General features: G+C 51.3%; 1 protein-coding gene. It reads left to right on the forward strand.

Features of this window, described 5'->3' with window-relative positions; translation table 11 throughout:
• On the forward strand, positions 1-2,092 hold a 2,092-nt coding region (locus tag AC1DRQ_RS30975; RefSeq protein ID WP_477429892.1), incomplete at both ends, for a non-ribosomal peptide synthetase.

The following is a 2,092-nucleotide window of genomic DNA, read 5'->3' on the forward strand; positions in this document are numbered from 1 at the left end:
CACCCGGGGAGGTCTGGTAAGCCGTCATATCGGTGCAGAAGCGTATACGGGTTTGTTGGAGCTGAGCCGTCGGGAAGGTTCGACTTTATTTATGAGCCTGCTGAGTTTGTTTAAGATCTTATTATACCGTTATACGGGTCAGGGTGATATCAGTGTAGGGAGTCCGATAGCAGGTCGCCAGCAGCAGGAGACGGAAGGGATGATCGGTTTTTTCATCAATACGCTGGTATTGCGGAGTGAGCTGAGCAGTGATATGAGTTACCGGGAGTTGCTGGGATCTGTACGTAAGACGACACTGGAGGCATATGAGCACCAGGAAGTCCCGTTCGAGAAGATAGTAGATGCGGTAGATATAGAACGTGATACAAGCCGTAATCCCTTATTCCAGGTAAAGTTCGCTTTGCAGAATGCACCCGGCGGTGGAGCGCTTGACCTTGGGGCAGTAGTGCTGGAAGCGGAGGGCACCGGCTTGGTAAACGCACAGCTGGATATCAGTTTGGATATAATGGAATCATTAGGGGGTCTTCATCTGAGCCTGACGTATTGCAGGGATCTTTACCGTCCTGAAACGATGGAGCGCATGCTGGATCATTATGAGCGTTTGCTGAGAGCGGTAGTATCGGATAGCGAACAGCGCATCGGTGATATCGAGATCCTGAGCGARCAGGAGCGTGAACAGTTATTATATGAGTTTAACGGGACAGCGGTATCCTACCCTGTGGGATTAACGCTGCTGGACCTGTTCAGGGAGCAGGTAATGCTTCGGGGAGAAGAGACCGCTGTGGTTTACGGGGATAGCCGTCTGAGCTACCGTGAGCTGGATGCCCGGTCGAACCAGCTGGGGCATTTCCTGCGGAGCCGCGGTGTTGTATCGGAGACGCTGGTACCGATCTGTCTTGGCCGTTCCCTGGAGATGATCATCGGGATCCTTGGGGTGCTGAAGGCGGGGGGYGCTTATGTRCCGGTKGATCCGGATTATCCTGCAGACCGGATCAGTTATATGCTTCAGGATACGGGAGCATCGCTGATCCTYGGCGAGAGTGCCTACCAGGATCAGCTTTCGGAAGCGAGCCCGGATGCGCTGGTGGTAAGCCTGGACAGTTTATCGGAGCTGCTGTCGGTTTATCCGTCGGGGCCGGTGCCTGCTGAAGTTCATGCGGGTGACCTGGCGTATGTGATCTATACTTCGGGTTCAACAGGTCGTCCGAAGGGGGTAATGATCGAGCACGGGAGCATTGTAAATCTGGTAAGTGCTCAGCCATACATCAGCTGCACATCAACAGATGTTTTACTAGTGACCGGATCACCATCTTTCGATGCGACGACTTTTGAGTATTGGAGCATATTGTTAAACGGTGGGCAACTGGTACTTTGTGAGCAGGACAGGTTGCTGCAGGCAGATTTATTAAAAGAAGAAATTGATATAAGAGGGATAACGAAGATGTGGTTCACCTCAAGCTTTTTAAACCAGGTGGTCAATCTGGATATAACAGTTTTTGCAGGTTTAAAGATGATCATAGCAGGTGGAGAAAAGTTGTCAGAGTTACATATTGAACGCATAAGGACAACCTATCCCCATATAGAAATAATCAATGGTTATGGGCCAACGGAGAACACGACGTTCTCATTGATATATCCTATTAATGAGGTATCCGTACCAATTCCGATAGGACGGCCCTTAAAAGGAAGAAGCGCATATATACTGGATAAAGCGGGGCGGTTATGTCCTGTAGGAGTGAGTGGTGAACTGTGTATAGGCGGAGCCGGCTTGTCACGAGGATACCTGAACCGTTCGGATCTGACGGCAGAGCGTTTCATACCGGACCCCTACGGTGAAGAGGGTRGGCGATTGTATAAGACGGGGGACCTTTGCCGCTGGTTGCCTGACGGTAATATAGAGTACCTGGGCCGTATGGATGACCAGGTAAAGATCCGTGGTTACCGTATTGAGCTAGGGGAGATCGAGTCCGTGCTACAGCAGAGCCCGGGCGTACGCCAGGGTGTTGTGGTCGCCCGTGAGGACGGTCATACAGGCAAGCGGCTGGTGGGTTATGTAGTAGCCGGTGAGGGATATGATAAAGAATCGGTACAA

The organism is Mucilaginibacter sp. P4_E8, from assembly GCF_056401495.1.